22 protein-coding genes are annotated in these 18486 nt (G+C 61.9%); 7 read left to right on the top strand and 15 right to left on the bottom strand.

Annotated features, from left to right (window positions below; genetic code table 11):
- The first annotated feature begins 184 nt into the window (after nt 1–184).
- Nucleotides 185–772, top strand: a complete 588-nt coding sequence (locus tag BS630_RS01655; protein ID WP_017959644.1) for a DUF1214 domain-containing protein — start codon at nt 185–187, stop codon at nt 770–772.
- A complete protein-coding gene (locus BS630_RS01650) occupies nt 765–1310 on the top strand; it encodes a DUF1254 domain-containing protein (RefSeq protein ID WP_077976029.1) in 546 nt (181 codons plus the stop codon). The genes BS630_RS01655 and BS630_RS01650 overlap by 8 nt, the downstream gene beginning before the upstream one ends.
- A 13-nt stretch (nt 1311–1323) precedes the next feature.
- Here the strand turns inward: BS630_RS01650 and BS630_RS37205 are convergent, their stop codons facing one another.
- Nucleotides 1324–1491, bottom strand: a complete 168-nt coding sequence (locus BS630_RS37205) for a hypothetical protein (RefSeq protein ID WP_003546657.1) — start codon at nt 1489–1491, stop codon at nt 1324–1326.
- A 540-nt stretch (nt 1492–2031) separates the two neighbouring features.
- Between BS630_RS37205 and BS630_RS01645 the strand changes: the two genes are divergently transcribed.
- Nucleotides 2032–2238 carry a hypothetical protein gene (locus tag BS630_RS01645; RefSeq protein WP_077976028.1) on the top strand — a complete coding sequence of 69 codons (207 nt, stop codon included), beginning with the start codon at nt 2032–2034 and terminating at the stop codon, nt 2236–2238.
- 249 nt (nt 2239–2487) lie between these two features.
- Nucleotides 2488–3537 (top strand): DUF2336 domain-containing protein, encoded by a 1050-nt coding sequence (locus BS630_RS01640; RefSeq protein ID WP_077976027.1) that lies wholly within the window; start codon nt 2488–2490, stop codon nt 3535–3537.
- A 65-nt stretch (nt 3538–3602) separates the two neighbouring features.
- Here the strand turns inward: BS630_RS01640 and BS630_RS01635 are convergent, their stop codons facing one another.
- From BS630_RS01635 to BS630_RS01620, 4 genes are all read right to left on the bottom strand, one after another.
- Nucleotides 3603–3947 (bottom strand): DUF1491 family protein, encoded by a 345-nt coding sequence (locus tag BS630_RS01635; protein WP_077976279.1) that lies wholly within the window; start codon nt 3945–3947, stop codon nt 3603–3605.
- A 62-nt stretch (nt 3948–4009) separates the two neighbouring features.
- Nucleotides 4010–5458 carry a methyl-accepting chemotaxis protein gene (locus BS630_RS01630; protein WP_077976026.1) on the bottom strand — a complete coding sequence of 483 codons (1449 nt, stop codon included), beginning with the start codon at nt 5456–5458 and terminating at the stop codon, nt 4010–4012.
- Nucleotides 5459–5578: 120 nt separating this feature from the next.
- A complete protein-coding gene (locus BS630_RS01625; RefSeq protein WP_077976025.1) occupies nt 5579–6493 on the bottom strand; it encodes a peptidoglycan-binding domain-containing protein in 915 nt (304 codons plus the stop codon).
- On the bottom strand, nt 6465–8045 hold the full coding sequence (locus tag BS630_RS01620; protein ID WP_206111797.1) for a sensor histidine kinase: 1581 nt from the start codon (nt 8043–8045) through the stop codon (nt 6465–6467). The genes BS630_RS01625 and BS630_RS01620 overlap by 29 nt, the downstream gene beginning before the upstream one ends.
- A gap of 412 nt (nt 8046–8457) precedes the next feature.
- On the opposite strand from BS630_RS01620, the gene BS630_RS01615 reads away from it, so the two are divergent.
- Entirely contained in the window at nt 8458–8952 is a 495-nt protein-coding gene (locus tag BS630_RS01615) for a DUF5330 domain-containing protein (protein WP_077976023.1), read from the top strand.
- A gap of 245 nt (nt 8953–9197) precedes the next feature.
- Entirely contained in the window at nt 9198–9620 is a 423-nt protein-coding gene (locus BS630_RS01610) for a SufE family protein (protein WP_017959631.1), read from the top strand.
- A 335-nt stretch (nt 9621–9955) separates the two neighbouring features.
- Here the strand turns inward: BS630_RS01610 and BS630_RS01605 are convergent, their stop codons facing one another.
- The 9 genes from BS630_RS01605 to BS630_RS01565 all read right to left on the bottom strand — a co-directional run bounded on the left by BS630_RS01605 (nt 9956) and on the right by BS630_RS01565 (nt 17225).
- The gene (locus BS630_RS01605) at nt 9956–10387 is read right to left on the bottom strand and encodes a Ros/MucR family transcriptional regulator (protein WP_003557810.1); all 432 of its coding nucleotides are present in this window, start codon (nt 10385–10387) and stop codon (nt 9956–9958) included.
- 440 nt (nt 10388–10827) lie between these two features.
- Nucleotides 10828–11160 carry a monovalent cation/H(+) antiporter subunit G gene (gene mnhG, locus BS630_RS01600; RefSeq protein WP_020049186.1) on the bottom strand — a complete coding sequence of 111 codons (333 nt, stop codon included), beginning with the start codon at nt 11158–11160 and terminating at the stop codon, nt 10828–10830.
- A complete protein-coding gene (locus BS630_RS01595) occupies nt 11157–11510 on the bottom strand; it encodes a cation:proton antiporter (RefSeq protein WP_077976022.1) in 354 nt (117 codons plus the stop codon). Before BS630_RS01595 ends, mnhG begins: the two co-directional genes overlap by 4 nt.
- The gene (locus BS630_RS01590) at nt 11507–11980 is read right to left on the bottom strand and encodes a Na+/H+ antiporter subunit E (RefSeq protein WP_077976021.1); all 474 of its coding nucleotides are present in this window, start codon (nt 11978–11980) and stop codon (nt 11507–11509) included. Before BS630_RS01590 ends, BS630_RS01595 begins: the two co-directional genes overlap by 4 nt.
- Nucleotides 11977–13560, bottom strand: coding sequence for a Na+/H+ antiporter subunit D (locus BS630_RS01585; protein ID WP_077976020.1), 1584 nt, complete (start codon nt 13558–13560; stop codon nt 11977–11979). The genes BS630_RS01590 and BS630_RS01585 overlap by 4 nt, the downstream gene beginning before the upstream one ends.
- Before the next feature lie 58 nt (nt 13561–13618).
- Nucleotides 13619–13996: a Na+/H+ antiporter subunit C gene (locus tag BS630_RS01580; RefSeq protein WP_077976019.1), complete on the bottom strand. Its 378-nt coding sequence runs from the start codon at nt 13994–13996 to the stop codon at nt 13619–13621.
- Nucleotides 13996–14415 carry a Na(+)/H(+) antiporter subunit B gene (locus tag BS630_RS01575; protein WP_003557795.1) on the bottom strand — a complete coding sequence of 140 codons (420 nt, stop codon included), beginning with the start codon at nt 14413–14415 and terminating at the stop codon, nt 13996–13998. The genes BS630_RS01580 and BS630_RS01575 overlap by 1 nt, the downstream gene beginning before the upstream one ends.
- Nucleotides 14416–14419: 4 nt before the next feature.
- Complete coding sequence (locus BS630_RS01570) at nt 14420–16777, bottom strand: putative monovalent cation/H+ antiporter subunit A (RefSeq protein WP_077976018.1); 2358 nt, start codon at nt 16775–16777, stop codon at nt 14420–14422.
- A gap of 232 nt (nt 16778–17009) precedes the next feature.
- Nucleotides 17010–17225, bottom strand: coding sequence for a hypothetical protein (locus tag BS630_RS01565; protein WP_017959623.1), 216 nt, complete (start codon nt 17223–17225; stop codon nt 17010–17012).
- 189 nt (nt 17226–17414) lie between these two features.
- On the opposite strand from BS630_RS01565, the gene msrB reads away from it, so the two are divergent.
- Entirely contained in the window at nt 17415–17828 is a 414-nt protein-coding gene (gene msrB / locus BS630_RS01560) for a peptide-methionine (R)-S-oxide reductase MsrB (protein WP_017959622.1), read from the top strand.
- Between the two features lie 131 nt (nt 17829–17959).
- Here the strand turns inward: msrB and BS630_RS01555 are convergent, their stop codons facing one another.
- A complete protein-coding gene (locus tag BS630_RS01555; RefSeq protein ID WP_077976017.1) occupies nt 17960–18469 on the bottom strand; it encodes an Hsp20/alpha crystallin family protein in 510 nt (169 codons plus the stop codon).
- Nucleotides 18470–18486: the final 17 nt, after the last annotated feature.

Here is an 18486-nt window from a genome sequence, read left to right as displayed (position 1 = left end):
GGGTGAGGGGCAGCCATCGGCCAGAACCGGACAGCCCTACATGACGGCTTTGCCGCACGTGGCAGACGGCTTTGCCGCATGGACATAAGCTGGGATCAATCGGCGCCTATGTCACGGCCCGGCATTCCACCCTGCCAGAATCAGTGGTAACCCTTTCATCCGATATGGTTTCCAAGGTCATGACGTGTTTCGATTCCCCCTCTTTATCGCGATCACGCTGATCGTCGCCTTCGGCGGCGGGATCATGATTTCGCTTTATGCGCTGGACGCGACACAGGGTTTCGGGGCGATCAAGCTCGGTGCCTGGGAGGCCTTTCCGGCGTTGCAGACAGTCGAGGCCGATCCTTACGCCAAATCGCATCGCGCGCGTGCCGGCAAGCTTCTCTATGGCAGCGCCGAGGGCTTGACCTTCACGGCGAGCGTCGACGACGAGGGCGCGCGGCTGAATGCCAATTGCCGCTACCGCATCAGCGGGCAGACGCCGCCTGCCCGGCTCTGGACCCTCTTTACCGCCGACAATGGCGGCAATCCGGCAGCGGTGAAGACCGGGCATCCCTCAGCGCTCAATTCCTGGACGGTGCTGCGCAATCAAGACAGCAGTTTCTCGATCGAGATCTCAGCCGTCGCGCAGCCGGGCAACTGGCTGGCCCTGCCGGAGGCCGGCACCTTCCGGCTGGTGCTCACGCTGTTCGACACCCCGACAGCCGGCAGTTCCGGCGTGATCGACCTCGCTATGCCGAAGCTCACCAAGACCGGATGCGGCAATGCTTAGGATATTTTTCGCCGTCCTGACCGGCCTTTTCGGCGCAGCCCTGCTGCATCTCGTCATCATCCTGTCGCTGCCGCATTTCACCGGCAGGGATGCGGCGACCCGCGTGGAGGCAGAGGGCGACCTCAACAATTTCTACCTGCTCGGCGACCAATATGACGAGGCTGGCCTTGCCAATGGCGACCCCTTCCTGCGCACCGCCGTCTGCTCCTTCGACGTCGAGGATGCGCCGGTACATTTCACCGCCAAGGGCAACGTGCCCTTCTGGTCGATCGCGATCTATGACAGTGCCTCCAACGAGGTCTTCAGCATGAACGACAGAACATCGGTCGGCGGCGCGCTCGACGTGCTGGCCGGCAGTCCGATCCAGCTGACAGACCTGCGCAAGAACTTGCCGCAGGAGCTGCAGCAGGCGATCCTGGTGGAAATGGCACGGCCGGACGGCTATGCCGTGCTGCGGACGCTGGCGCCGCAGGCGAGCTTCGATGAGGCTGCGCGCAACTTCCTGACGGAAGCCGGCTGCGAGCAATTCGCTCGCTGAGGTTGAAGAGCGGTTACTTCTTGTTGACGCGCGGCGCGGGCGCCGGACGATGTTTCGGGCTCTCGGCGAGCCGCTCGTAGCGGACGCCGGTGAACCAAAGGATCTTGGCTTCGCGGGGCTCTTTGTCCGGGCGACGCGGCGCCCGCGGCCGCCGATCCGCCAATGCGACTACTATTGCCATTCTCGTCTCCATGCACTGCCCGAGACGGATGAAGTTGCGATGGATTTCACCCTGCCCGCCAATGTGCGGGCCGGCGCGTCCTGCAGTGCCGGGATAACCGGACCGAGGGCATTCGCGCCTTTCCCACGGCACCTGATTGAAATACCGTGATGCGGAGTTTCAACGATCCAAATACTCAAATCGCGTCGTTCCTATCCGAATTGAGACAGATGACAGTTAACAGTTTACTAATACTCGGCCGATGCCAAACACAGTTCGCGTTACTTTCCCTTTAACGCTCGAAGAGCTGATTTGGTTTCACCCCGCCTGCGCAAACGGCCGGCTGGAGATCAACGGATAAAATTAGAAACAATTCATATACTTGACATCAGCGCTGCAATTCGCCGGCCGAGAAAAATGGCGACGTTGCAAAAATACATCATGAAAATATTTAATTGCGAGGCGCACAGATGCGCGTATGTTCGCTCATGTCGATCACACGTTTCCGGCTTCCGATCGATCGGGATTTCCACGTTCTTGCCGGAATGCGGAGGGCAAGCGGTGTCTTTGCTGGTGAATTCATCTTTCTCGCCTGAAGATCTCGACGTGCTGCGCAGTGCGCTTGATGCCTGGTGCGCAGAACGGCGCATCGACATCAAAAGCGTCGACGCGCAATTCGCGGCATCCGCAGCACTCGACCTTTATCAGGCCGGTTACGACAGCCGCGAAAAACTGCTGCACGCGCTGCGCGATCACAGGATCGCCTGATTTTTCCTCTATCTCGGCAGCGATGCTGCGATCGTCTCAACGCGCCTTCCAAACCACCCATTTTTATATTGCCGGCTGACAATGCCGATACACGTTCGGCGTGTATATTTCTGTTGCATTTTAATAAAATCTTCAGCATGCATTAACCGTACCGGTGTAGGATTTGTTCATAACCGTATGGCCTGACATGCGTTCCGCCAGCGCATATCGGCCCTTGGTCCCCTTATTCTGCGTTTTCGGGGTGTTTTTGTGCGTGACCGGTTTCGAGACCTAGAAGGCCCCTTGGCCGTCAGGAAAAAGGACGTGGTATTGATGGCGACTGTCAGCAGTTTCGAGAACCTGTCTCATCCGACACGGTCCGAACTGCGCCAATTCGCCGAGCTTTTCATGCCGCTATTCCAGGCCTCCTCCGACGAGGCCAAGCGCCAAGCGGTCGCCGCCCTTTCTCAATGCGAGAACATGCCGGCCGCAGTGGCGCTGTTCATCGGCAACCAGCCGATCGAGATCGCAGCCCCTTTTCTTGCCGCCTCAAAGGCCGTCGCCGACGATACGCTGATCACCATCGCACGCATGCAGGGTGCAGCGCATGTCAAGGCGATCGTCAGCCGCGATTCACTCTCGCCGAAGGTCATCGATGCTTTGGTGGCGCTGCGCCAGAGCCAGCCGCGGTCGGCGACCACATCGGCGCCGGTCATGGAATCGCCGGCGGTGCCGCTTTCGCCGGCGCCTACCGAGACCAACGAGGCAGATGCGCTGGAGGAACAGCGGGTTGCCAATGAAGAGGCATTGCGCGAGCGTATCCTCGGGCTTGCCGGCCATCTCGGCCGTGCCGACGAGGACAGGCTCGGTCTGCGCACGCTCACCGACATTCAGGAGGCGCTGCTGGTGCGCTTTGCCCGCTCGCGTGAGGCGACGCATTTCGCGACCGCACTTGCCGATGCGCTTTCCGCCAGCCGCTGGCTTGCCGAGCGCATCATGCTCGATCTTTCCGGCCAGCAGCTCGCCACGACGCTGACGAGCCTCGGCATGGGCTTTCTCGATGCCGTCTTCGTGCTCGAAAGGCTCTATCCGCACCTTACCGAACAGCAACACAACGTCACGCGCGGCTGGATGGTGCTCGATGCGCTCGACCCGGAAGAATGCCATGAACGCGTCGAAGCCTGGCGGCGCGCCGACCGCTACACCTATAGGCACGACGTACCCAATGTGCCCGCACCTCAGGAAACGCCCAACCACCGCTTCATCCGCCAAGCGCCGCCGCAGCGCGACATGCGCGTCATGGGGCGGCGATCTCGCTGAGCTGGAATGACTAACCTCACCGCATGCTGAGCTGTTTGAAATTAGGAACTGACGAGCGCCTTGGCTCAGCCGCCCTTCGCAAGCGGGATCATGTCCCCCAGTTCCTCCGCCTCCAGCTCAACGATCCAGAGATCGGGGTCGAATTTACGTTCGCGCTCCAGCATCGCCCGCACCGCTTCCGGATCGCTGCGCGACAGGCGGACCTCGAACAGACGGTCGCCGGCCTGACCTTCGTCGAAAGCGGTCTGCGGCGCCGGCGCGTAGAGCGTTTCCAGGCCGTTGCGGAAGTGCTGGCGGATAAAGATCGCCCCGGCTTCCTCGGCGCCCTTCTTCTCCACGGCGGCGAAATCGCCGCTGGCGAAGACGCGGCGCAGGAGGGCTGAAACGAAGATGTCGGCGCGTAATCTCATCGGCGCGGTATAGACCGGCGCGCCGGTGGCGGCAATGCGGGGCCAGAGTTTGACCTCAGGGGTCAGACCTTGACCGCCAGCCGCAATCCGCCCCAATGCCGTCCGCGCACTGTGATCGGAGCGGAGATATCCTTCATCATCACGAAATTGCCGCCGCCCATGTCGCGCCTGTAGGTCTGGACGAGGAAGGGCGCGGTGCTGCGGCCGGCGGCAAGGCCGACGCGATCGGCGAAGATGCGGCGATTGCGGCAATTGGCGGTGTTCCAGACGCTGTCGCCAGGCCGCTGGGCTTGCGAGAATTTCCGGTTGTGGGTCGGCAGATAGCCGTTTTCGTCGATCGCCGCGCAGAAAGCGATGCGCTCGTCCAAGGTTGTGACGGGTTCCTGGATCGGCGGCAGCAGGCGGTCGGTGAGTTCGGTGAAGGCTGCCATCATCTGTGCCGGATCGGAGCCTGGTATCGGCCGATACCGCCGGTCGAAAAGAGCATCGAGCCCGATCTGCCCTTCCGCGACGGCGCGCTCGAAGGCGCCGGAAATCTGTCTTGCCACCGACTGCGCTTCCTCGATCCAACGGCTGTCGGCGGTCTTGACGCCAGCGCTCGCCGTCAGCTGGATCAGGGTTTCCGAGAGGCCGACGACGCTGTCGACACGTTTTGCCGCCTGCTGCAGCCTGACATTCGAGCCGGCGACCTCGGCCGACATCTCGCCGAGTTTCTCGACGAAGCCGGCGCATTGCTGGTCGACCGCCTCGGTGGTGTTGGCCATGACAGTCGAACTGTCGAGGATGCGGGTGATGACATGTTCCATGCTTTCGAAGGCGCCGCGCATCGCCTCCGACTTGTCACGCACGCCGGCGGCACTGTCGCGCGCATCGCTGCCGGCGGCCGACAGCCGGTCGATCTTCACGCGCAGTTCGTCCAGCGTCTGCTGGATGGAACCGGTCGCCTTCGAGGTCTGCAGCGAAAGCGCGCGGACCTCGGTGGCGACGACCGCAAAACCCTTGCCCGCATCGCCGGCGCGCGCCGCCTCGATCGCGGCGTTCAGCGCCAGCAGGTTGGTCTGGCGGGCGATGGTGCTGATCTCCTCGGCGATATTGTCGACATCGGCAAGCGACTTCGAGAAGCCGGCGATCTCAGCGCCGATCTCGTTGGAGGACTGGACCATGTGGCCGATCTCGGCGACGGAGCCCGTCAGGCGGTCGGCCGATTCTTTCAGCATGTGGCGGGCCTCGGTCGCCGTGCGGTCGGTCTCGCGCAGCGACACGGCGACCGAGCGGTTGGTCTCTGCAATCGAAAGCGCGGTGCGGGTGACATGATCGAAGGCGGAGGCATGCCGGGCCGACATTCCCGCCATGTCCTGGATGGCGCCGGCGATATCGACGAGATCGATGCCAAGGGTGGAGGCTTCTTCGGCAAGACGCAGCAGGATGCGGCGCAGCGCCTCGCGATCAGGCCCTCCCGCTTCGACCGCCGGCTCTCCGGCCAGATCGTCTATCGCCTTCAGCGCATGCATGTCCGACGCTCCTCCGCCCAATCAGAAAAGCTTCCGTCAACATCGTTAATAAGCTGCAAACAGCAGCCTCGCCTTAGACTTAGGTTGTAGGGCGAAGCCAACCGTGCGGCATCATGGCGGTTAGATCGCGCCGATTTCCTTGAGTTTCTTCAGCACCGCCTGGTTCGGCTCGCCGTCTTCGGGCAGGTTGTAGTGCTTCTGAAAATGGCGGATGGCCGCGCGGGTCTGCTCGCCGGCGACGCCGTCGACGCCGACATTGGCATAGGCCATGTTGGAAAGACCCTTCTGGATCTTCAACACCAGGTCGACATTGGTGATTTGGCTTGATGGAACCTGCTTTGCCGCCGATGGAACCGTTTTGACGGTCTTCTCGGCGCTGCGGATCGCCGCTGCCACCGGGTCTTCCGCCGCCGCCTTCGAGCTGACATCCTCGGGCGGCTTTTCGGCGGGTACGGTCGAGGGGCCGGCAGCATCGGTCTTCAGCGCCACGAGCACCTCCGGCGTCGGATCGCCGGTCTGGGTCATGCCGACGGTTTCCTCGAAGAAGAGAATGGCCGCACTGGTGCGGGGGCCGATGATGCCGTCGGGTATGCCGTTATAGAGGCCGCGGCGCACCAGCTGCTGCTGGATGTCCATGACGAGTTGGCTCGGCTGCTGGCCGGGTGCGGCAGGCGCCGGTGTCGCGTTGGTGGCGGCGGTATCCTGCGGCCGTTCGATCCGGAAGGTGGTGACGTCACCCTGTTGCTCCTCGGCCGGACGGCGGGCGCCGAGCACGGTTGGGGACTGCGGATCGCGGGTGCGGAAGATCGGATGCGGATGCAGGCCCGGCTGATACCAGAGCGCATTGGCGGCGACGAAGGAGAAGATGACGGCGAAGGTGATCGTGCCGCCGGCGACCGACGGATTGCGGCCGATGACGCCGCCGAGCACGGAGGCGCCCTGCAGGCCGAGCCCGCCGAGGGCGGCGGCGCCTGACATCAGAAGGCCCGGCTGCTGGCGCTTCCCCTTAGGCGATTTTCGCTTGCGCGCGGCCATCGAAACGCCCCTCTTCTAATTCTGCACCTGTGTTGACCGCGCCCTTCAGCCGCGGCGGAAACTCGACAGTCGCGCCATGGCCGACGTCTTCGGCGTGCTGGGCAGCCGAGCCGTCCATTGCGATCTCAATGGTAATGATCGTGCCTTCGCCCGGCTGGCTGGCGATGGCGAAATACCCGCCATGCAGCGCCACCAAGCCCTTGACCAGGGAGAGACCGAGGCCGGAGCCTTCGAACTGTCGGGTATAGTCGTTCTGGATCTGGACGAAGGGCTGGCCGAGCAATGCCAGCTTGTCGGCCGGGATGCCGATGCCGGTGTCGCTGACCGTCAGCTTGAGGATGCCGTCGCGCGCTGCCGCATCGACCGAGACCACGCCGCCGGCCTCGGTGAACTTTATGGCATTGCCGACGAGATTGATGAGGATCTGCTGGATGGCCCGCTGATCGGCGACGACCTCGCCGAGGCCGCGCTGGATACGGCTCGTCAGGGTGAGGCCCTTGGTCTTCGCCTGCAATGCCAGCATCGATTCGCAGGATTTGACGGAGCTTGATATGTCGAAGGCTTCGAGGATCAGCTCGTAGCGGCCGGCTTCGATCTTGCTCATGTCGAGCATGGTGTTGACGACGGAGAGCAGATGCGCCCCGGATTCGCGGACCAGGCCGACATATTCGCGCTGACGGTCGTTTTCGAACTTGCCGAAATATTCGCCGATCAGGATGTCGGAAAAACCGAGAATGGCGTTCAGCGGCGTGCGCAACTCATGGCTGACGGCGGCGAGGAAGCGCGATTTGGCATCATTTGCGGATTCGGCATCGGCCGCGCGGTTCTGGGCTTCGTCACGCAGCTGTTGCTCGACGGAGACATCGCGCAGCTGGGCAATGATGGCGGCAAGTTCGCCGTCGGCATCGCGCCGGGCCGTCATGTCCATTCTCAGATAGGCAAACTGGCGTTGATCACGCGAGACCGAGGGCCGGTCGAGGCGCAGGTCGACGCTCTGAGCATCCTCGCCCCGGCGCAGGCCATCGAGCGCCTGCAGGAAAAGAATGCGGTCGGAGACATGCACCTGCTCGAGGAAGCCCCTGCCCTTCGGATCGCGCATCCAGGCGAGGAAGTCGCGTCGGTCGCGACCGCCGACGGTCGCCACACTGCCGTGCGGGTCGAGGAAGAAGACGAGGCCCGGGGTGGCGGCAAGGAAGAAATCCTCGGCCGACTGCGTGGCGATACCGGCAGACGAACCCTGACGGGCTAGCGCGATGCTGCCGACGGCGGAAAAGAGAAAGGCGGCGCAGACCATGGCGACACCTGCCGGCAGCGCCACGGCCGGACTGGTGACCGCCGAAAGGCCGACAGGAGCGGCAACGAGAGCAGCCGACGAGAGCAGCACGAGGCGGCGCAGGATCGCGAGCTCGCGTTGGCGCACGGCTTCACCGCCGCCCGTCCGGGAGAGCCAGCTTGTCGCTGCCCGGTCTACGAGGGCCGTCATCCAGCCGCCAATGTTACTCAATACACGCACGCAATACCCGCCCGAAAGGCTGTCTATCGATCCGGACAATAGGCCTTGGCGACTTAAAGAAAGGATAAGGCAAAAGCGCTGTTCACAGCCTGAAACGGCCGAAATTCTCGTTTTGAAGCATCTGGAAGGCTCTTTGCCTTTTGTGGTTAATAGGGGGTAAGCGACGGATTTTCCTCATATTTCAGCATTGCGTTAACTCCTGTGGCAAGGCGAGCCGGCAAAAGTCCTGCAATTGCAAGCAGGTGCTGCCCTGATGCTTAACGGCGATCGGTCGCATTCGACTAAAATACGGGTCAAATACCGTTCGCTAAAATTTGAACTAAATTTGCCGCAAATGCGCGTGAGTTTCGAAAAGCGGCATTCGCAACTTGGCGGTAGGGTGAAAACACACCGGACAACCGGCCTGATTCGGCAACAAGAACCGGACGGGAAAACAGGATGGGCAACGACAATGTGGTTTCTGATCAAAGGATCCTTCTGGTTTGGCCTCGTGCTCGTGCTTCTTTCCGTCTTCAGCACGGAGAGTTCCGACAAGCTCGCCAACGGCCCGCAATTGCAGCTTTCCGACGCGTTCACGGCGGCAAGCGGCGCCTACGACTATTTGACCGGCATGTGCTCGGAGAAGCCAGAGGTCTGCGCCAAGGGCACCGAGACCCTCACCGCACTCGGCTACCGGGCCCGCGAGGGAGCCCACGTCGCCTACCAACTGCTCGACAGCCAATTCAAAGATGAGGCGCCGGCAACCGCAAAGCTTGCCGAACCGCAGATGCCGGTGGCGCTCAACATGCCTTCCCTCACCACGCCTGCCATTCAGGAAAAGGTGCGCGAGGCAAAGGCCGCGCTCAACCAGCCGATGCCTTACCGTCCGCCGGTCGAGGACGATGCCTCCCCTGAGGCGGTGGTGACCGGCGCCATTCCGCTGCCGACGCCGAAACCGGCGACCTGACCCTTAACCAGCTTGCATCGGTGGTCCGCATGACGCGGAGATGCCCCATGCCTGACGTGCCTGCCCTGTTTAATTCAGCATGTTGCTGCGCCGTAAGGATGCTCATCCCTCACGGCGTTTCTTTTTAACGGTTCAAATCTGCCGGTCTTTCACCTATATGCAGTCTTAGAGCACTTCCTGACGCATTCCGGACGCAAAACCGCTGCGCACTTTTGCTGGAACTGCTTTAATAGTGAAAGGCTACCATGGCATCCCTCGACCAGATCATCGACGACTTCGCCTTCCTGGACGATTGGGAAGACCGCTACCGCTATGTCATCGAACTCGGCAAGGCGCTGCCCGACTTGGCGGAGGAAAAGCGTACCTCCGAGAATAAGGTGATGGGTTGCGCCAGCCAGGTGTGGCTGGTGAGCCATACGGCAGGCGATCCCGACAATCCCGTCATGAGCTTCGAGGGTGATTCCGACGCCCATATCGTGCGCGGCCTCGTCGCCATCGTGCTTGCCACCTATTCCGGCAAGACGGCCTCCGAGATCGCCGGGCTCGATGCCTTCGAGATATTCTCGAAGATCGGCCTGGTGGAGAACCTGTCATCGCAGCGTTCGAACGGACTGCGGTCGATGGTGAACAGGATCCGAGAAGAGGCGAGAGTCCGCGCTGCGGCTTGACCGTGCTCGTGGCTGCTGGCCCGTTTTGAAAGCGACAGGACGGGCGAGTGGGGCGGTGCCGGCTCTGCAATCGAGTATATTAACACTTACTCATAGTATAGGAAAACATTCTAAGCCCGTCGGCAAAGCATAAGACGGGACCGCTTACGCTGTCGTGGCGTCCGGCCGAAACGGGCCGGCCGGTCGACCAGCCGACTCCGTTTGAGCCAACAGAATGCTTCAATCTAACCCGGAAAGGCTCTAAATATCGGAATGAGTATTTTTTCGTCTTGAAAAAGCGCACAAAAAGCCGGGCACAAGACCCGGCTTTTTGTCGTCGATGCTTTCGAAAAAGCTCAGCCGCGGCCGCGCTTGCGGCGCTGCCCGAGGCCCATTTCCTTTGCCAGGCGCGAACGCGCTTCGGCATAAGCGGGCGCTACCATCGGGTAATCGGTCGGCAGATCCCACTTCTCGCGGTATTCTTCCGGCGAGAGGCTGTGATGCGTCATCAGGTGACGCTTCAGGGACTTGAAGTTGCCGCCGCATTCCAAACACGTGATCTGCTCGTCCTGTACGGACTTGCGGACAGAAACTGCAGGCTTCTGTTTTTCGACGATCGCCGCAGCAGGCTGCGGTACGGACGTGTTGCTCAGTGCCGAATGCACGTCGGAAATCAGATTGGCCAGGTCGCTGACCGGTACAACATGGTTGCTGACATAGGCCGCGACGATGTCGGCTGTCAGTTCCACAAGCAGCTCCGGCGCATTGCCGGTCGCTATATCCGTCATATTCTTTCTCCTGTTAGCATGCTCAAACGGTCTTTGACTGACACGCCAAAGACCCGCCTCGTAGAAGCGAACAGCAAAAGCACAGGAAGCGACCTTCTGTTTCGAAAAACGCGAAATCCACCCCTAGATTCCGAAGAGCGTAACCTGTTCTTATACTGCCTGACTGGAAACCACTACGTTATGCCCCAGGCGATGGCCTCAGTTTAGACATTAAAAATCAAAACTGAGGGACTTGGAAGCAGTACGATTGCAATCCACAATCAGAACTCTACTTGCATTTTCAAATACCATCGTTTGGTCGAAAGGCCAATTATTATTTGTCGTTTTTCTTGAGAAAAAATGACAGATGAAGAATTGAGGGTCTCTTCGGCAAGCTTTACTCACAGCTTCCTGTGCATAAGTTTTGCATAAATCTGGTAAAGTCGCCGAACAGCATAGGCTCAACGATCCCTGATATCGTCACGGACCGAGAGTGCACCGAGATCATATCCCGAACGATGGGCAGCTCTGGCAAGCAGGTGGGCAGACACCGGCGCCGTCAGCAGGAAGAAGACGAAACCGGCAAGGGCGCGGGCGAGAATCGCCGGGTCCTCTGAATAGAGACCGGCGGCAAGGAGCAACAGCCCGGAGCCGACGGTCCCCGCCTTCGAGGCCGAATGCATGCGCGTATAGAGATCGGGCAGCCGGACCAGGCCGATCGCCGCCGCAAGCGCAAAGAGCGCACCGACGATCAAAAGCAGGGCGGTGACGGCAGCCACGATATAATCGATCATCGCTTCTTTCCCCCTGCCCGGCGCTTTTGCGTGTTGCCGTTTGCCGCAGCGGCGGGCGGCTTCGATTTGATGTTGCCGCGCGACAGCACGAATCGGGCGAAGGCGACGGTCGCCAGGAAACCGACGAGGCCGAGCGAAATGGCGATATCGATATAGAGCGAAAAACCGGTCTTGACCGCGATGACGGCGATGAAGCCGATGGCGATGCCGGTCAGCATGTCGAGGGCGAGGATCCGATCCGGCAATGTCGGGCCGGCAACGACGCGCCAGACGGTCAGAATCAGCGCCAGGCCGAGGATGACGAGTGCGGTCGAGGATGCGACCGCGACGATGGCGGCAGGTGTGATCACCGGAAGGCCTCCATGATCTTGCGTTCGAAACCGTTGGCGATATCACGCTTGGTCGTCTCGGGATCGGAACAATCGAGCGCGTGCACAAAGAGCGTGCGGCGATCGGGCGAGACGTCGACCGAAAGCGTGCCGGGTGTCAGCGTGATGAGGTTTGCGAGCAAAGTGATCTCGAAATCGCTTGTCACCGTCAGCGGGAAGGCGAAGATGCCGGGCTTCAGCTTCATATCGGGCGAGAGGACGGTGACCGTGACCTTCCAGGCCGACAGCGACAATTCCTTCAGGAACAGAGCGGCGAGCGAGAGCACCGGGAGGACGCGGGGGATATGTCCCTTGCCGCCGAAGGATTCACGGATGATGACCAGCGCCAAGGCCCCAAGCAGCAAGCCGAGGACGAGATTGTGCAGCGAGCCGCTGCCGGTAACGGCGATCCAGGCAATGGCAAGCAACAGGTTGAAGAGGAAGAAGATCACGGCGCGCGCCCTTCCGGGAAGACCGAATGAAGATAGGCCTGGGGATCGGCCAGGCCGGCAGCGGCCGATTGCGACAGCGCCAGCAACTGTTCCGGCAGGATGCCAAAACCGACGACCAGCGCTGTCAGTGCCGCGAGCGGCAGACCCGTGTGCCACCTGGCACGGGGAGACCTCAGGGTTGTCGACGACAATGCTATCGGCGTCGGGGCTATCGGCGCCGGGCGCCAATAGGCGAGCAGGAAGAGACGGCCGAAGGCAATCGTCGTCAGAAAACCGCCAACGAGGATCGAGGCCGCCAGCCACCAGGCACCGAGATCGAGCGAGGCCTTGACGAGAATGACTTTCGGCCAGAAGCCGGAAAAGGGCGGCAGGCCGCAGGCGGCAAGGAAGAGCGCGAGGGAGAGCGCGGTGAAGCCGCCGCTTTGCCTGTAGAGCCCGCCGAGGGCCGACAGTGAAAAGCCGCCGCCGCGCCGGGCAATCTCGCCGGCGGCAAGATAAAGCGCCGTCATCAGCACCATGGAATGGAGCGCATAGAAGACCGCGCCGCTGATGCCGCCAAGACCGCCGAGGGCGACGCCCGCCAGCATATTGCCGATGCCCGATATGACGACATAGCCGAACAGCCTGCGGATATCGTTTTCGGCGAGCGCGCCGAGAGCGCCGACGAGAATGGTCGCGGCGGCGGCGAGCGCGATCACCAGGCTCAATTCCTGGCGCTCCATCGGCAACAGCATGACCATCACCCGGATCAGCGCGTAGATGCCGACCTTGGTGAGCAGGCCTGCAAACAGCGCCGAGACCACGATGCGCGGCGTATGGTAGGCGGCGGGCAGCCAGAAGTTGACCGGGAAGGCTGCCGCCTTCATGCCGAAGGCGAGCAGGAAGAGGCTTGCCAGCGTCATCAGCGGCGCCGTGCCGCGTAAATCCCCAGCTTTTGCGGCGATATCGGCCATATTGAGCGTGCCGAAGGCGGCATAGAGGATGCCGACGCCGACCAGGAACAGGGTCGTGGCAATCAGATTGAGCACCGCATATCTCAGCGCACCGTCGATCTGCTCACGTTCGGAACCAAGAATGATCAGCCCGAAGGAGGAGATCAGCAGCACCTCGAACCAGACATAGAGATTGAAAATATCGCCGGTGAGAAAGGCGCCGGTGACGCCGGCCATCAGCAGCATGAGCAGCGGGAAGAAGCCGTATCGCCGGCCGCTTTCGCCGATATCGGCCAGCGCATAGATGCCGCCGGCGAGCGCGGCAAGGGCCGCGGTGAAGGCCATCAGCGCACCGAAGAGATCGACGGTGAAGGCGATGCCGAAGGGCGGCAGCCAACGGCCCATGACCATGGTCAGCGGCCCGTCGGCCGCGACCTTGGCGAGCAGGGCCGCATCGATCAGCGCCAGCGCCGCTAGGCCCGGAATGGCCAGCCAGGCCTGCAGACGGGGATAGCCGCGCAGCATCAGCAGGACGGCACCGAACGTGATGCAATGGGCGACCGGCAGGATGGCAAGCCAATGACCGATCGGCACCGGAGCAGTGATCAGGGCGGCGGAGACATCGACGGTGGCGGTGGGGGCGGCCATCAGATGGCGCCTCCGCTAGCGCGAGAGAGGGCTTGGGTCAGCATCCGCACCAACATCCTCAATACTCCAATGGCGGCAGCGGCCGGTCGTCGGGCTCGGCGGCGCGCATGTCGCTGGTGTTGTCGGTGCCGAGGTCCTGATAGGCGCGGTAGGTCAGCACCAGCAGGAAGGCGAGGAAGGAGAAGGAGATGACGATCGCGGTCAGGATGAGGGCCTGCGGCAGCGGGTTGGCCGTGCCTGCGGGCAAGCTGTCGAGACCCACCGGGATGATCGGCGGCACCTCGCGCGTCAGCCGGCCGCCGGTAAAGAGCAGCAGATTGACGGCGTTGCCGAGGATGGCGATGCCGAGCATGATCCGGATGGAGAATTTCGACAGCATCAGATAGATGGCGGCGGCGAAGAACAGGCCAACGAGGATCGCCAGAAGCGGCTCCATCATTCCACCTCCTTTTCTTCCAATGCCAACGCGATCGAGGTGATGGCGCCGAGCACGACAAGATAGACGCCGATATCGAAGAGCATGACGCTCGACAGCGGAACCTCGGCGCCGAAAAGCGTCGGATAGATCCAGAGGCCGGTCATGAAGGGAACGGCAAACAAGATGGAGAGGAGACCGGCCGCGGTGGACAGGAGCAGGCCGAAGCCGGCTATCGACAGCGGATGGAAAAACAGTGCCCGGCGAACGGCGCCAACGCCGCGGGCAATGCCGTAGATCGCCAGTCCCGAGGCGGCGATCAGCCCGCCGATGAAGCCGCCGCCCGGCTCGTTATGGCCGCGCAGCAGCACGAAGACGGAAAAAAGCAGCATCAGCGCGGTGAGAAACGGGGCGACGGTGCGGAAAATGAGGGTGTTCACGCGATCAGCCCTCCGCCGTGGGATCATTGGCGGCAAGCTTGCGCTCGCTGCCGGCGCGAATGCGGATCAGCGCCAGGATGGCAAGGCCGGTGACCGCAACGACGGCGATTTCGCCGAGCGTGTCGGTGCCGCGGAAATCGACGATGATGACGTTGACGACATTGGCGCCGTGGGCGATCGATTTGGAATAGGCGTTGAAGAAGGCCGTCAGCGCGTCGTTGAACGGCGCCTGCGTCGCCCGCATCAGCAGAAGCGTGAAGCCAAGGCCGCAGACAAGCGCCAGCGCACCGTCGAACAGCCGGCCGCCGAGCGGCCGATGATCAGCGGGAGAAAGGCGAAGCCTGGTCATGACCAGGGCAAGGATCACCACCGAAAGGGTTTCGACCATGAACTGGGTGAAGGACAGATCCGGCGCGCCGAACAGCAGGAAGATGATGGCGACGGCGAAACCCTGGATGCCGAGCGAGACGATCGCCGTCAGCCGATCGCGGGCGACGAGCACGGCGGCAAGGCCGAAGGCGGCGATCAGGAAAACCGCCCATTCATAGAGTCTCACATCGGTCGGCCAAGCGGGAAAGCGCGGCAGTTCGCCATAGACGACTAGGGGAATGAGGAGGATGGCGGCGACGCAGAGGAAGGTGCAGGTGACATAGATTTCGAGCCGTCCCGGCTGCAGGACACGTATGACGCGGCTAGAGAAGCGTACAAGGCCCGAAATGGCGACATCAAAGCCATGGTCCGGGCCATGGCCGATCGAACGCAGGAAGACGGCCATCAGGAAACGGGCGCGATCGAGCTGCCAGTAGACGCCGATGCCCAGCAGCACGGTCAGGGCGGATAGCGCCAAGGGCAGGCCGAGATGCGGCGTCAGCGAAATGTCGATGTCGGCAGGTGTCTGGCGGATGGCCGACGCGATCGGCGAGGACAGGACGGTATGCGTGAAGGTTGAAAAGATCGCAGCGAGCAGGCCGAGGACAGCAAGAACGGCCGGACCGAGCCAGAGCAGAACCGGTGCTTCGTGCGGCGGTTTCGGTGTCTCCACCGGCCGGCCGAGAAAGGGTTTCAGCGCCACCGCGAAAGCGACTGCGAACATCAGCGCATTGCCGAAGACAGCGATAGACGTAAAGGTTACCGCGCGGACATTGCCGCCGATCAGCGCCGTGTAGATCTCTTCCTTGGCGAGGAAGCCGAAGAAGGGCGGCAGGCCGGCCATGGAGAAGGCCGCCGCAAGCGCGATGATCCATGTCAGCGGCATCGCCCGCATCAGGCCGCTGAGCCTGGTGATATCGCGCGTGCCGGCCTCATGATCGATGATGCCGGCGACCATGAAGAGCGCGCCTTTGAAGAGGGAATGCGCCACCAGATAAAGTGCTGCCGCCTCGACTGCATGGTCCGAGCCGAAGCCGATCAGCATGACAAGCAGGCCGAGCGAGGAGACGGTGGTATAGGCGAGCTTGAGCTTCAGGTCGGTCTGGCGGATGGCGAGCGCGGTGCCGACCACCAACGTCAGCCCGCCAAAGAAGGGCAGAAGGATTTCCCAGGCAGGCGTTGCCCCCATGACGGGGTTGAGCCGCATCAGCAGATAGACGCCTGCCTTCACCATCGTCGCCGAATGCAGGTAGGCCGAAACCGGCGTCGGCGCTTCCATGGCGTTCGGCAGCCAGAAATGAAAGGGAAACTGCGCCGACTTGGTGAAGGCGCCGCCCAGGACCAGGATGAGGGCAGCCAGATAGAACGGGCTTTCGCGCACGATATCGCCGGCGCCGATGAGCCGCGACATCTCGGTGACCCCAGAGATGTTCCAGAGCAGCAGCAGGCCGGCCAACAGGCAGAGCCCTCCCCCGCCGGTCACAACAAGCGCCTGCAGGGCGGCGCGGCGAGCCGCCGCACGCTCGTGATCGAAACCGATCAGCAGGAAGGACGTGATCGATGTCAGTTCCCAGAAGACGAAGAGCATCAGGAAACTATCGGAAACGACGACCCCGAGCATCGCGCCCATGAACAGGAAGATGAAGGAGAAAAAGCGGCCCTGATCCTTGTGTCCTTTGAGATAGCCGCCGGCATAAAGCACGATCAGGGTGCCGATGCCGGTGATCAGCAGCGCGAAAGCCAGCGACAGGCCGTCGAGGAACCAGGAGAAGGAGAGATGATAGCTCGGCACCCAGGAATAGCCGCCGGTGACGACCTCGCCTCGCGCGATCTGAGGAATGAACCGCAGGAAATGCAGGAAGGCGAGCAAGGGAGCGATCGCCAGGAGCCAAGCACCACTGGCGCCGAAGATGCGGATGACAAAAGGAGCGACAAGAGCGCCGGCGAGTGGCAGACACAGGGCCAGAAATGTCAAAGCCGTGACATCGGCCATGTCTCCTCCTCTACCGAGATATTTCCTTGGATCGGGATCAATCCAACGATGAAATCATGCAGCAATTCAAAGTGCTACAGCATCTTTTGCGCATCTGACAAGACGCGCGGCGCTGTAAAGGCAACGGACGAAAAGCCGGCGAAAACCGGCCTGTCTTCTGACTTAGGCGAAACGAGGGAGTGTCTCAAGCGATTTCGGCCCGTCCTGCGAAGCACGCGATGTTCGAAGCCGATCAGGCCGTCGATCTGGAAAGGCGCGTCAGCAGCCGGGCGATGCAACCGTGCAGGATGAACACCAGAAGCGTCAACGGCCAGAGCAGGCAAGCAAGGAGCCCGGCGAGACGATGAAGCGTCAAGCCGTCATGGTTGGCCCAGCCTTCCAACAGGGTGACCGCCATGGCTGCCACGGCCACAAGGCCGTAGAGCAGGACGATTGCTGCCTCAAACACCAGTGATTCTCCAATGCACGCAACATTAACCCTAACAGAAAACCCCTAACGGATGTAAAAGCAAGCCTCTTCCCCCAATTGGGTATGCGGCCAATCTCATGGCGCGCCGCGGGAGACTTGATGAAGTGAATGCGGCGCACCACATTTTCTCGCGAAACGGAACCCGCCCCTCGGCGAAAGGAGCACCTCATGTCCGAAACTGCGACCACCGCCAAGATCCACAAGACCGACGCCGAATGGAAAGAGCAGCTCACCCCCGAGCAATACCGCATCACGCGCCAGCACGGCACCGAACGCGCCTTCACCGGCCCCTACTGGGATTCGTTCGAGACAGGGCTTTACCGCTGCGTCGGCTGCAACGCGCCACTTTTCCGCTCCGACACGAAATTCGATGCCGGCTGCGGCTGGCCGAGCTATTTCGAAGCGGTGTCGCCCGAAGCGGTGATCGAGCATCGCGACACGACCCACGGAATGGTGCGCACCGAAATCCGCTGCGGCAGCTGCGACGCCCATCTCGGCCACGTCTTTCCGGACGGCCCACCGCCGACCGGCCTGCGCTACTGCATCAACGGCCACTCCATGGTGTTCGAGCCTGGGAAATAGGCCTGAACCTGCGATCGGCATCTGCCGATCCCGCGGCCATGAGGAGACTAAGCGCGACAGAAATTTCCGTGCCATCATGGACGACATGGTAGCGGCGGCGGCCAAGTGGTCGGCCGCCGCCCTCGTTTCGATCAGCTTCTGATGGCGATGCGCCTGACCTGTGACTGCGCCTTTTCGGTCTTGGGCAAGGTGACGGTCAGGACGCCGTTCTTGAAGGTGGCGTCGACCTGATCTTCCTTGACCTCGGTCCCGAGGGGGATGCGTCGCTCGAAGCGGCCATAGTAGCGCTCCGAGAACTGCTTCTCCTTGTCTTCCGTCTCCGAACGCTTTTCACCCTTCAGCGTCAGAACGCCATCATCGAGAATGACCTCGATGTCCTTTTCCTCAAGGCCGGGGACTTCGGCCGTCACCTTGATATCCTTATCGGTGTCGGAGATCTCGACACTCGGCCAGCCGGCACCGAAACCGCTGGCGCCCCGCAGTGACGGCAGGCCAGAGCCGAAGCTGCGGAAAGCATCGTCGAACAGCCTGTTGACCTCGCGATGGAGCGACAGGACGGGATCATGGTCGTCCTCGCGGAGGAGACTCGGAACTTGGTGGCCGTTGCTGCGGCCCCATGGAATCAAATCACGAACACTCATGGCTTACTCCTTTCTGG

The organism is Rhizobium laguerreae, from assembly GCF_002008165.1.
GTDB classification, from domain to species: domain Bacteria; phylum Pseudomonadota; class Alphaproteobacteria; order Rhizobiales; family Rhizobiaceae; genus Rhizobium; species Rhizobium laguerreae.
Note: the sequence above shows the minus strand (reverse complement) of the source record. Positions and strands in the feature narration are given on the sequence as shown.